This is a genomic window from Chenggangzhangella methanolivorans, assembly GCF_042648545.1.
GTDB lineage: Bacteria > Pseudomonadota > Alphaproteobacteria > Rhizobiales > Methylopilaceae > Methylopila > Methylopila methanolivorans.
On record NZ_JBHRXS010000005.1, the window covers coordinates 393,315 to 404,698 of the forward strand.

Sequence of the window (11,384 nt, forward strand, 5' to 3'; positions counted from 1 at the left end):
CTGCGGGCGGCGGGCGGGAGAAGCCTCCGCCCGAAACCTGAAATCGCCACGATGGCGCACTATCTGCCCCATCCTGACAGACGGACGGACCTCGCGCCCCAGCACATGACCGCCAAACGCCTTCTCGCCGGCCTCTCGGCCGCCGCCCTCCTCTTCGTCGCCGCGCCGGCCTCGGCCCAGTCGTGGTTCGGCGGCCCGAACGATCCGCCCGCGCCGAACGCGCAGCCGGTGGCGGCCGGCAAGGGCGTGCCGCCCGGACAGCTCGATCCGGCCCAGCGCGCCACGCTCCAGCGGGTGAACGCCTATTTCAACTCGCTGACCAACGTGACGGCGAATTTCGAGCAGACCGGCCCGGACGGCTCGCGCGCGGTCGGCAAGCTCTATTTGTCGCGCCCCGGCAAGATCCGCTTCCAGTACGCCCCGCCGAGCCCGCTCGAGATCGTGGCGGACGGTAGCCAGGTGTCGGTGAAGAACCGCAAGCTCGCGACCCAGGAGCTCTGGCCGCTGAGCCAGACGCCGCTGCGCTTCCTGCTCGCCGAGAACATCGATCTCACCAAGAACACGAGCGTGCTCGGCGTCTACCAGGAGCCCGACCTCGTCTCGGTCGTGCTCGAGGAGAAGAACGCCATCGGCGGGCGGGCGCAGATCCAGCTGATGTTCTCGGGCAAGAACTACGAGCTCCGTCAGTGGACCGTCACGGACGCGCAGGGCATGGACACCTCGGTGGTTCTGACCGACGTCGCGCAGCAGGCCAAGCTCGACGACAACCTGTTCCGCATCGTCCAGCAGGGCCGCCGCGTGTCGCCCGGCGGGCGTCCGTAACGGGCTCTTAAGGGCGTCGCCGCAAGCTTCGATTGCAGTAAGTAGATTCACGTAGACGTGCGCTTGACGTTCGTCTTCGGAAGGGCCATCTCGGGATCGAGCGAGGCGCACAAGCCTGGGGGGCACTGCGTTCCCCCCGTCGCAGCCCCTGGGCGCGTCTCGTTTCCGCCGCTCCTCCGATCGGCGGGAGCGCCAAGCGCGCGAGACGCCCGGCTCACCCCCCGAGGGCCGGGCGTCTTTTATTTTGGGTCCCCGAAGCTCCATCTCGCCGTCGCGCCTGCGCAAAGCGCGGGTATCCACGACTTCGGCGGGCGTGAACGGTCAAAGTCGTGGATGCCCGAGACAAGCTCGGGCATGAGGAAGGCGACCCCGCGCCTTCCGGACCTCCGCCCCATGCCGCTTCGCCTCGCCACCTGGAACATCAATTCCGTGCGTCTGCGCATCGGGCTCGTGAGGAAGCTCGTCGACGAGCATTCGCCCGACGTCCTGTGCCTGCAGGAGACCAAGTGCCCGGACGACTCGTTCCCGATGAACGAGGTCAAGAAGCTCGGCTACGCCCATGTCGCGATGCACGGCCAGAAGGGCTACCACGGCGTCGCGACCTTCTCGCGCTATCCGTTCGTGACGACCGCCAAGGAGCGCTGGGCCGACAAGGACGACGCCCGCCACCTCGCCACGACCTTCGCCTCAGGGCCGCTCGAGGGCGTCACGGTGCACAATTTCTATGTGCCGGCCGGCGGCGACGAGCCTGACGCCGCGATCAATCCGAAATTCGCCCACAAGCTCCAGTTCGTGCGCGAGCTCGAGCAGTGGTCCGAGCGCATCTCGGAGACGGGCAAGCGCATCATGGTGGGCGACCTCAACATCGCGCCCCATGAGAGCGACGTCTGGAGCCACAAGCAGCTGCTCAAGATCGTCAGCCACACGCCGATCGAGACCGAGGGGCTGGACGCCGTGCTGCGCGCCGGCCGCTGGGTGGACGCGGTGCGCCGGCACGTTCCCCATCCCGAAAAGCTCTATTCGTGGTGGAGCTATCGCGCCGCCGACTGGGAGGCCTCGGACCGCGGGCGGCGGCTCGACCACATCTGGACGAGCGCCGACGTCGCCGAGCGCACGACAGGCGTCGAGACGCTGCGCGACGCCCGCGGCTGGGAGCGCCCGTCCGACCACGTGCCGGTGATTTTGACGGTGGGGTGAGAGGACGGCCGCGGCGTCTGCCTCCTCCTCCACCATCGCTGGCGCGATGGTCCCCCTCCTCCGCTTCGCAGAGGAGGATCAAGAGGAGCGTTGCAGTTCGTGCGCGGATCCTCCCCTGCGCGTAGCGCGGGGGAGGGGGACCATGCGGAGCATGGTGGAGGGGGCTGGCGCGCCGCTCAGCGCGAGGGCGCCCTGACCCTCAGGCGTATTTGCCGTGGCAGTGCTTGTATTTCTTGCCCGAGCCGCAGGGGCATTCGGCGTTGCGGGGCGTGTTCGCCCAGGTGGCCGGGTCATTCGGGTCGACGGCAGCCGACGCCTGGAAGCTCCCGCGCGCCGAAGCCGCCTCGAAGGCCGCGACCGCGTCGGCGAGCGCCATTTCGTTCTCGCCGGTGGTCGGATCCTGGTGGATCGCCTGCATCTCGGGCAGGTCGTCGTCGGCGAGCGGGGGCGGGGCCTGCACCAGCTCGACGCGCATCAGCTGCGCGGTCACGGTCTCGCGGAGCTTGGCGAGCATCGCCTGGAACAGCTCGAACGCCTCGGACTTGTACTCGTTCAGCGGGTCGCGCTGGGCGTAGCCGCGCAGGCCGATCACCTGGCGCAGATGATCGAGCGTCGCCAGATGCTCGCGCCAGAGATGATCGAGCGTCTGCAGCAGCACCGCCTTCTCGATCTGGTTGGTGATGTCCGGCCCGAACCGCTCGGCGCGCTCGGCGGCCGCGGCGTCCGCGGCCTTCATCAGGCGCTCGCGGATTTCCTCGTCGGCGATGCCCTCTTCGGCGGCCCACTCGACGACGGGCAGGTCGAGATTGAGGATCTCGCGCACGTCTTCCTGCAGCTCGGCCGTGTTCCACTGCTCCGGATAGGCGTTCTCCGGGATGTGACGGGAGACTATGTCGTCGATGACGTCATGACGCATCTCGGCGATCGGGTCCGAGATCGAGTCGGCGCGCAGGAAGTCGAGCCGCTGCTCGAACACCGCCTTGCGCTGGTCGTTCATGACGTTGTCGTACTTCAGCAGATTCTTGCGGATGTCGAAGTTGCGCGCCTCGACCTTCTTCTGCGCCTTTTCGAGCGCCTTGTTCACCCACGGATGGATGATCGCCTCGCCGTCCTGGATGCCGAGCTTCTGCAGCATGCCGTCGATGCGCTCGGAGCCGAAGATGCGCATCAGGTCGTCCTGAAGCGACAGGAAGAAGTGGCTGCGGCCGGGGTCGCCCTGGCGGCCGGAGCGGCCGCGCAGCTGGTTGTCGATGCGCCGGCTCTCGTGGCGCTCGGTGCCGACCACGAACAGGCCGCCGGCCTCCTTGGCGATCGCCTTCTTTTCCGCGATCTCGGCCTTGATGGCCTCGATGCGGGCCTGGCGCTCTGGACCTTCCTCGATCCCCTCGAGTTCGCGCTCGATGCGCATCTCGAGGTTGCCGCCGAGCTGGATGTCGGTGCCGCGGCCGGCCATGTTGGTCGCGATCGTGACCGCGCCCGGGAAGCCGGCGTCGGCGACGATGTGCGCCTCCTGCTCGTGGTAGCGCGCGTTCAGCACCTGATGCGGGATCTTGGCCTTGGTGAGCGCGTCGGAGAGCTGCTCGGACTTCTCGATCGAGGTGGTGCCGACGAGAATCGGCTGCTGGCGCGACTGGCAGTCGCGGATCAGCTCGATGATCGCGTTCTCCTTCTCGCGCGTCGTCCGGTAGACCTCGTCGTCGTCGTCCTTGCGGGCGACCGGCAGGTTGGTCGGGATCTCGATGACCTCGAGTCCGTAGATGTCGAGCAGCTCGTCGGCCTCGGTCATGGCCGTGCCGGTCATGCCGGAGAGCTTGTGGTACATGCGGAAATAGTTCTGGAAGGTGATCGAGGCGAGCGTCTGGTTCTCGGGCTGGATCTTCACCCGCTCCTTGGCCTCGAGCGCCTGGTGCAGGCCTTCCGAGTAGCGCCGGCCCGGCATCATGCGGCCGGTGAACTCGTCGATGATGACGACGTCCTCGCCGCGGACGATGTAGTCCTTGTCCTTCTGGAACAGCTTGTGGGCGCGCAGCGCCTGATTGACGTGGTGGACCACCGTGACGTTCTCGACGTCATAGAGGTTGTCGCCCTTCAGCAGCCCGGCCTCCTCGAGCATGCGCTCGATGTGCTCGTTGCCGGCCTCGGTGAGCGTGGCGGTGCGCTGCTTCTCGTCGACCTCGTAGTCGTCCGGCACGAGATGGGGCACGAAATCGTCGACCGCGAGATAGAGGTCCGAACGGTCCTCCATCGGGCCGGAGATGATCAGCGGCGTGCGGGCCTCGTCGACCAGGATGGAGTCGACCTCGTCCACGATCGCGTAGGCGTGGCCGCGCTGGACCATGGCGCGGACGTCGTACTTCATGTTGTCGCGCAGATAGTCGAAGCCGAGCTCGTTGTTGGTCGCGTAGGTGACGTCGCAGGCGTAGGCGTCGCGGCGCTCGTCGTCGTCCATGCCGTGGACGATCACGCCGACCGACAGGCCGAGGAAGCCGTGGACGCGGCCCATCCAGCCCGAGTCGCGCTGGGCGAGGTAGTCGTTGACGGTGACGACGTGCACGCCCTTGCCGTCGAGCGCGTTGAGATAGGTGGCGAGCGTCGCGACGAGCGTCTTGCCCTCGCCGGTCTTCATCTCGGCGATGCGGCCTTCGTGCAGCGTGATGCCGCCCATCATCTGGACGTCGAAATGGCGCTGGCCGAGCACGCGCTTGCCGGCCTCGCGGACCGTGGCGAAGGCGGGCACCAGAAGCTCGTCGAGCGTCTTGCCGGCCGCAAGCTGCTCGCGGAACTCGGAAGTGCGCGCGCGCAGCTGTTCGTCGGTGAGCGCCGAGACCTCGGGCTCGAGCGCGTTGATGGCCGCGACGCGCGCGCGCATCGCCTTGATCATGCGCTCGTTGGATGAGCCGAACAGACGTCGGGCGAGACCGCCGAACATGAGGCTGAACCTTTCTCGATGGACCGGAATTCGCGCGGGGAAAGCCCTGGCTTCCCGGCCACGCGCGCTTCTAACGGCGCTAAAAACCCCGAAATCCGTTCGATTTTGAGGCGCTTTTCGCCGCCCTGAAACCAGCGCACGAGATAAGAGTGGGCCGCAGGCTTGTCAATCCGAGGCGTTTCGGACAGTGTCCCGCCCCCTCAGGCCGCAATCACGGCGCGAAAGGTTAGAGTTTCATGGCAATTTACGACCTGAAGAACTCCCGGCCCCTGAGCCTCGGGATCGCGATCGTCGCAGGTCTCGGCCTTTCGTCGGCCGCTTTCGCCCAGACTCCGCCGCCCGCCGCGGCCGCCGCGGAGGCGCCCGCCAAGCCAGAGGCCAAGCTCGATCCCTCGACCGTGCTCGCCAGGATCGACGGCGCGGAGATCACCGCGGGCGACGTCGAGGTCGCGAGCGAGGACCTGCAGCAGTCGATGTCGTCCATGTCCGAGGACCAGCGCCGCGACTACGCGCTCAACTACCTGATCGACCTCAAGCTCGCGGCCAAGAAGGCCGAGGCCGACAAGCTCGGCGACAGCCCCGAGTTCAAGAAGCGCGTCGCCTATCTTCAGGAGCGCGCCCTGATGGAGGAGCTGCTCCAGAAGGAGGCCAAGGCCGCCGTCACCGAGGACCGGCTGCGCAAGCTCTACGACGACACCGCCAAGAACCTGAAGCCCGAGGAAGAGGTGCGCGCGCGCCATATCCTCGTGAAGACCGAGGACGAGGCCAAGAAGGTCGAGGAGCGGCTCGCCAAAGGCGAGGACTTCGCCAAGATCGCCAACGACGTCTCGACCGATCCGGGCTCCGGCAAGCAGGGCGGCGACCTCGGCTTCTTCGGCCGCGGCCAGATGGTGCCGGCCTTCGAGGAGGCCGCTTTCAAGCTCGAGCCCGGCAAGGTCTCCGCGCCGATCAAGACCCAGTTCGGCTTCCACGTCATCAAGCTCGAGGAAAAGCGCACCCGTCCGGTGCCGCCGTTCGAGCAGGTGCGCCCGCAGATCGAGAACTACGTGGTGCGCACCGCCCAGCAGGACCTCGTGCTGAAGCTGCGCCAGGACGCCAAGGTCGAGCGCACCGAAGCCGGCAAGCCGTCCGCTCCGCCCGTGCCGCTGCCGGGCGCCGAAGCCCCCGCGGGCGGCGCCACCTCGGCCCCTCCGCAGTAAGCCTCGCCGTCTGAGAGGGGAGCGCCTGCCCCCTCCACCATGCTCCGCATGGTCCCCCTCCCCCGTCCTGCGGACAGGGGAGGATCGGCCCACGGCGGCCCGCGCTTCTTTCTGATCCTCCTCTGCGTTAGCGGAGGAGGGGACCACCCGAAGGGTGGTGGAGGAGGCCGGCGCGACGCTTCGCGGAAGCGCAAGATGCGATCTCCACTCTCCGCCGCGATGGCGAGGGGTAAAATCGCAACGCGCTCGGCGATCCGCGGCGTTGCCCATCTTGCGAGCCGCCCGCCTTTCGCGCTACGACCAAGGTCGGAAGCCGCGCCGCCTCCGCGGGCTTTCGCAATCCCGCGTTTTTCGGCCTCCGCGTTTCTTAGCCCCATGACCCAAGAGCTCTTCCGCCGTCCCACGCGCCGCGGCGCGCTCTCGCTCGCCGGCGCGGCCGCGTTGGCGACGCTCGGAACGGGCCGCCTGGCCGCCCAGCAGCCGGCGCCCTCAAGCTTCGGCTTCGACGACGTGCTGCGCCGCGCGCGCGACCTCGCCTCGCGGCCTTACGATCCGGCCTTCCGCGAATTGCCGGAAGAGCTGCAGAAGCTCACCTTCGACCAGTATCGCGACATCCGCTTCCGGCCCGAAAAGGCGCTGCTCTCGCAGGGCGGCGGTCCGTTCCGGATGCAGATGTTCCATCCGGGCTTTCTCTATCGGCGCCCCGTGGTCGTGAACGTCGTGCGCGACGGCAATTCGCAGCCCGTTCCGTTCTCCGCCTCGCTGTTCGACTACGGCCAGAACAAGTTCCAGAAGCAGCTGCCGGTCGATCTCGGCTTCGCGGGCTTCCGCCTGCATTTTCCGCTCAACGAACCCAAGGTGCTGGACGAGCTCGTCTCCTTCGTGGGCGCGAGCTATTTCCGCGTGCTCGGCCGCGGACAGGTCTATGGCATCTCGGCGCGCGGGATCGCGGTCAATTGCGGCGGCCCGGGCCCGGAGGAATTTCCGATCTTCCGCGAGTTCTGGATCGAGGCCCCGGCGCCCAACGCTGAGCGCGTCACGGTCTACGCGCTGCTCGACGGGCCTTCGCTCGCGGGCGCGTTCCGCTTCACGATCTATCCCGACGCCGAGACGGTCACGGACGTCTTCGCCACGCTGATCCCCCGCACGGCGATCGCAAAGCTCGGGATCGCGCCGCTGACCTCGATGTTCTTCTACGCCGAGAACCAGCGCCGCCACTTCTCGGACTTCCGCCCCGAGCTGCACGACAGCGACGGCCTCGCGCTCCAGACCGGCGGCGGCGAATGGGTGTGGCGCCCGCTCAGGAACCCGAAGACGCCGCAGATCTCGTCTTTCTGGGACAAGAACCCGAAGGGCTTCGGGCTCATGCAGCGCGACCGGCTGTTCGAGCACTATCAGGATCTCGACCTCGCCTATCAGCTGCGTCCGAGCTACTTCGTCGAGCCGCACGGCGACTGGGGCGAGGGCCATGTCGAGCTCGTCGAGCTTCCGACCGACGACGAGACCAACGACAACATCGTGGCGTTCTGGACGCCCTCCGCGCCGGTCGAGGCGGGGCGCGAGCTCTCCTTCGGCTACCGGCTGCGCTCGATGTCGCTCGACTCGCGGCTTCACCCCGGCGGGCGGGCGGTCAACACCTATCCGACCCGCGCCGCCGCGCTCGGCTCGGCCGAGCCCGTGCCCCCGGGCATGCAGCGCTTCATCGTCGATTTCTCAGGCGGCGACCTCGCCTATTATCTCGGCGATCCCTCGCGCGTGCAGGTCATGCCCTCGACCTCTTCGGGCGCGATCAGCCGGACCTTCGTCACGCCGAACGCCAAGATCGGCGGTTTCCGCGTCGCGATCGACGTCCAGGCCGACACCGGCCGCACCATGGAGCTGCGCGCCTTCCTCAAGGCCGACGGCCGCACGCTGACCGAGACCTGGACGTTTCCCTACGCGCCGGAGAATGCGGGGTAGGGCCGCGCGACGCCTGCCGCCTCCTTCTCCCGCGTGCGGGAGAAGGGAACGAGGGCGCGTCGCTCACCCCCGCGCGACCGCCACGCCTTTGATCATCGCGTGCACCACCTTGCCCGGCGCAAGGCCGAGCTCGTCGATCGAGCGGCGGGTGAGCTCCGACTTCAGCACCGCGCCGCCGACGTCGACGGTGACGGAGGCGTAAGGCCCCGCGCCGCGCTTCACGCCGCGGATCACGCCCGGCAGCACGTTGCGCACCGAGGTCCGCGAGGGCGGGTCGAGCGACAAAGCGACGTCGCGGGCGAGCAGGCGCACCCGCGCCGCGTCGCCCACAGCGCCGAGGACGCCCGGCGCCCAGATCCGATGGGCGCCGAGCGCAAGGCCCGTCAGCTCGAAGCGCTCGTCGATCTCGGCGATCGCCGCCTCGACCGTCACGCCGTCGAGAAAGCGGTCGCCGGCGCTCGACAGCCCGGCCGCTGCGATCGCCGCCTCGACGGGACCGGAGGCGGTCACGCGGCCGGCGTCCAGCACCACGAGGTTTTCAGCAAGCCGCCGCGCCTCTTCGAGCGCGTGCGTGACATAGACCACCGGGATCTCGGCGCCGGCCACGATGGTTTCGAGGAACGGCATGATCTCGGCCTTGCGCTCGGAGTCGAGCGCTGCGAGCGGCTCGTCGAACAGCAGCGCGCGGGGCCCGGAGAGCAGCGCGCGCCCGATCGCGACCCGCTGGCGCTCGCCGCCCGAGAGCGAACGGGGACGGCGCGACAGCAGGTGCGAGACGCCGAGCGTCTCGACCACGAGGTCGAAATCCGGCGAGGCCGCCCCGCGGCGCTTGCGGCCGAACATCAGGTTGGATTTGACGGAAAGATGCGGGAACAGCCGGCTGTCCTGGAACACGCAGCCCACCCGACGCTTCGGCGGCGCGAGATTGATGCGGCGGCCAGCGTCGTAGAGCGTCGTTCCGTCGAGCGCGATGCGGCCATCGTCCGGGCGATTGAGGCCGACGATCGCGTCGACAAGCGTCGATTTGCCGGCTCCTGACCGGCCGAGCACCGCGGTGACGCCCGAAGGGGCCTCGATCGCGACGTCGAGCGAGAAGTCGCCGACGTTGCGGCGGATATCGACGGAAAGGGTCATTGCGCGCGCCTTCGCGCGGAACAGCGAGGGCGGAGGCGCGACGTCTCCGTCCCCTCCCCCTTGCGGGGAGGGTAAGGGTGGGGGTGGTTCAGAATGGACCGCCAACGTTGCGCGTCGAGCGACGTCGCGGGCGTCGCCCTTTCCGGAGCCACCCCCACCCCCGACCCCTCCCCGCAAGGGGGAGGGGGGAAGGGCGCACATTTCAGTCGAACTGCCCTCATCCCGAGATCCGCGTCGAGAGCCGGCGGGCGAGGATCTCGGACGCCACCAGCGCCGCAAGCGAGAGCGCGATCGCGACCAGCACCAGCCGTCCCGCCGCCTCGTCGCCGCCCGGCGTCTGGGTCAGCGTATAGATCGCGGCCGGAAGCGTGCGGGTCTCGCCCGGAATGTTCGACACGAAGGTGATGGTGGCGCCGAACTCGCCGAGCGCCTTGGCGAAGGCCAGCACCAGCCCCGCCAGAACGCCGGGCAGGCTCAGGGGCAGCGTCACGGCGAGGAACACGCCGATGCGCCCCGCGCCGAGCGTTGAGGCCGCCTGTTCGAGGCGCCGGTCCACGGCCTCGATCGACAGGCGGATGGCCCGCACCATGAGCGGAAAGCCCATCACGCCCGCCGCGAGCGCCGCGCCCGTCCACTTGAACGAGAAGGAGAGGCCGCAGCAGTCGAGCAGCGGCTTGCCGAAGATCCCCTGCCGGCCGAAGGCGATCAGCAGCAGGTAGCCGGTGACGACGGGCGGCATCACCAAGGGAAGGTGCACCAGCCCGTCGAGCAGCGTCTTGCCCCAGAATTTCCCGCGCGCGAGCGCGAAGGCGATCACCACCGCGAAGGGCAGGCTTGCGAGCGTGCCGATGCTCGCGACCACGAGGCTGAGCCGGACGGCCACGAGGTCGTCCGGCTCGAGGCCCAGCGTTGCGGCGATCGCTTCCAGCGGATCAGTTCCCGGCGAGCACGGTGAAGCCGGCTGCCTCGAACACCGCCTTGGCCTTGGCCGAGGAGAGATACTTCAGGAAGGCGTCGGCGCTCGCGCTCGTGGCGCTCTTGAGCTTGGCCGCCGGGTAGACGATCGCCGGGTGGCTGTCGGCCGGGAAAGTGCCGACGATCTTCACGCCTTTGTCGGCGGCCGCATCCGTCTTGTACACGACGCCGAGCGGGGCCTCGCCGCGCGAGACGAGAGCCAGCGCCGCGCGCACGTTTTCTGCGCCCGCGACCTTGGCCGAGACTTGTGTCCACACGCCGAGCTTCTCGAGAGCGGCTTTGCCGTATTTGCCGGCCGGCACCGAGGCGACTTCGCCCATGGCCAGGCGACCGTCGCCGAGAAGGCCCGCGATGTCGACGCCGGGCTTCAGGTCGACGTCGCCCTTCGACCAGTCGGTCGCGGCGACGAGCACCAGCTTGTTGCCCAGGAGGTCGGAGCGGGAGGCCGGGTCGATCAGATCCTTCTGCGCGACATAGTCCATCCACGGCACGTCGGCCGAGATGAAGAGATCGGCGGGGGCCGCCTGCTCGATCTGCTTGGCGAGCGCGGAGGAGGCGGCGTAGCTCGACTTCACCTCGACGCCGGACTCCTTGGTCCAGTCCTTGGCGATCTGGTCGAGGGCGTTCTTCAGCGAGGCGGCGGCGAAGACGACCACGGGGGCCTTGGCGTCCTGCGCGACAGCGGCGAGCGGGGAAAGGGCGAGCGCGCCGGCGACGGCGATGCTCGTGAACAATCTGCGAGTGAAGGACATGGCGCGATACGTCTCCGCGCCGCGAGTCGGCCCCGCGGCTTTTGTCGGCTGGACGTCGCGCCCGGCCTCCATCGAGGCGTCGAGATCGGCGACGAGCGGATGACCGCCGTCAGCGGCGGAGGAACGCCGCGGAAAATGCCCGAGCGCAGGCCTGCGGGCAAGGTGGGATGCAAGGGATTTGAGGAGACGAGACGTCAAACGCGACGCGCTCGTCGTCCCCCGGCTCGTCCGGGGGATCCACGCCGGATCATCGTCCGCCGAGCTCCCCGGAAAAGCGGACGCCCCGGACAGGCCGGGGCATGACGACGCTAGGCCCGAGACAGGTCGGGCGCGGCGTTAGCGCCGCAGTCCCGGCGCCTCACTTCTCGACGAAGGCCTTTTCGATGACGAAGTGGCCTTGTTCGCCGTGGTTTCCTT

Annotated in this window: 8 protein-coding genes; 4 read left to right on the forward strand and 4 right to left on the reverse strand. The window is 68.7% G+C overall.

Translation table 11 applies throughout. The features are described from left to right. Positions 1-105: 105 nt before the first annotated feature. Complete coding sequence (locus tag ACFOWB_RS11210) at positions 106-822, forward strand: outer-membrane lipoprotein carrier protein LolA (RefSeq protein WP_378147308.1); 717 nt, start codon at positions 106-108, stop codon at positions 820-822. A gap of 393 nt (positions 823-1,215) precedes the next feature. Continuing rightward, on the forward strand, positions 1,216-2,019 hold the full coding sequence (gene xth, locus ACFOWB_RS11215; protein WP_261404864.1) for an exodeoxyribonuclease III: 804 nt from the start codon (positions 1,216-1,218) through the stop codon (positions 2,017-2,019). Between the two features lie 199 nt (positions 2,020-2,218). Here the strand turns inward: xth and secA are convergent, their stop codons facing one another. Next, the gene (secA, locus tag ACFOWB_RS11220; protein ID WP_261404863.1) at positions 2,219-4,948 is read right to left on the reverse strand and encodes a preprotein translocase subunit SecA; all 2,730 of its coding nucleotides are present in this window, start codon (positions 4,946-4,948) and stop codon (positions 2,219-2,221) included. Positions 4,949-5,184: 236 nt separating this feature from the next. On the opposite strand from secA, the gene ACFOWB_RS11225 reads away from it, so the two are divergent. Continuing rightward, a complete protein-coding gene (locus ACFOWB_RS11225) occupies positions 5,185-6,147 on the forward strand; it encodes a peptidylprolyl isomerase (protein ID WP_261404862.1) in 963 nt (320 codons plus the stop codon). 375 nt (positions 6,148-6,522) lie between these two features. Next, positions 6,523-8,106, forward strand: coding sequence for a glucan biosynthesis protein (locus ACFOWB_RS11230; RefSeq protein ID WP_378147312.1), 1,584 nt, complete (start codon positions 6,523-6,525; stop codon positions 8,104-8,106). Positions 8,107-8,169: 63 nt separating this feature from the next. Here ACFOWB_RS11230 and modC read toward each other — a convergent pair whose 3' ends face one another. The 3 genes from modC to modA all read right to left on the reverse strand — a co-directional run bounded on the left by modC (position 8,170) and on the right by modA (position 10,967). Next, the gene (gene modC, locus ACFOWB_RS11235; RefSeq protein WP_261404861.1) at positions 8,170-9,240 is read right to left on the reverse strand and encodes a molybdenum ABC transporter ATP-binding protein; all 1,071 of its coding nucleotides are present in this window, start codon (positions 9,238-9,240) and stop codon (positions 8,170-8,172) included. Positions 9,241-9,457: 217 nt separating this feature from the next. Further along, entirely contained in the window at positions 9,458-10,159 is a 702-nt protein-coding gene (modB, locus tag ACFOWB_RS11240; protein WP_261405689.1) for a molybdate ABC transporter permease subunit, read from the reverse strand. 13 nt (positions 10,160-10,172) lie between these two features. Further along, positions 10,173-10,967 carry a molybdate ABC transporter substrate-binding protein gene (gene modA / locus ACFOWB_RS11245; RefSeq protein ID WP_261404860.1) on the reverse strand — a complete coding sequence of 265 codons (795 nt, stop codon included), beginning with the start codon at positions 10,965-10,967 and terminating at the stop codon, positions 10,173-10,175. Positions 10,968-11,384: the final 417 nt, after the last annotated feature.

Coding starts and splice junctions, on each gene's coding strand:
- modC (WP_261404861.1), bottom strand. CDS start 9,240: ATGACCCTTTCCGTCGATATCCGCCGCAACGTCGGCGACTTCTCGCTC.
- secA (WP_261404863.1), bottom strand. CDS start 4,948: ATGTTCGGCGGTCTCGCCCGACGTCTGTTCGGCTCATCCAACGAGCGC.
- ACFOWB_RS11230 (WP_378147312.1), top strand. CDS start 6,523: ATGACCCAAGAGCTCTTCCGCCGTCCCACGCGCCGCGGCGCGCTCTCG.
- modA (WP_261404860.1), bottom strand. CDS start 10,967: ATGTCCTTCACTCGCAGATTGTTCACGAGCATCGCCGTCGCCGGCGCG.
- xth (WP_261404864.1), top strand. CDS start 1,216: ATGCCGCTTCGCCTCGCCACCTGGAACATCAATTCCGTGCGTCTGCGC.
- ACFOWB_RS11225 (WP_261404862.1), top strand. CDS start 5,185: ATGGCAATTTACGACCTGAAGAACTCCCGGCCCCTGAGCCTCGGGATC.
- ACFOWB_RS11210 (WP_378147308.1), top strand. CDS start 106: ATGACCGCCAAACGCCTTCTCGCCGGCCTCTCGGCCGCCGCCCTCCTC.